Origin of the sequence: Elizabethkingia argenteiflava, assembly GCF_009904105.1 — a bacterium.
In the GTDB taxonomy this organism is placed as follows: Bacteria; Bacteroidota; Bacteroidia; order Flavobacteriales; family Weeksellaceae; genus Elizabethkingia; species Elizabethkingia argenteiflava.
This window is the reverse complement of sequence record NZ_JAAABJ010000532.1, coordinates 1-256: the sequence shown is the minus strand read 5'-3', so window position 1 is coordinate 256 and position 256 is coordinate 1. Positions and strand designations below refer to the sequence as shown.

General features: G+C 41.8%; 1 pseudogene. It reads right to left on the bottom strand.

The features are described 5' to 3' along the window. Nucleotides 1-115: pseudogene (locus GNY06_RS15220) on the bottom strand (transposase); the annotation flags it as partial. Between the last annotated feature and the right edge of the window lie 141 nt (nt 116-256).

Below are 256 nucleotides of genomic sequence, written 5' to 3'. Positions count from 1 at the left end.
TCAGTGCCTGTTCTGAAGGAAAAGCACCTTTAGTTTTGGTGATTTTGCGTATCTGGCGATGTACCCCTTGAATTGGATTGGTAGTATATATGCTTTTTCGTACTACCTCATCGTACTCGAAGAATGCTCAGAGATTTAACCAATTGTCCAGCCAGGATTTGCAGGTCAGGGGATATTTTTTTGCCCACTTTTCTTCAAAGGCAAGCAGCCTTTGATATCCCTGCTCTTCATTATTAGCCTTGTAGATTGGCTTCAT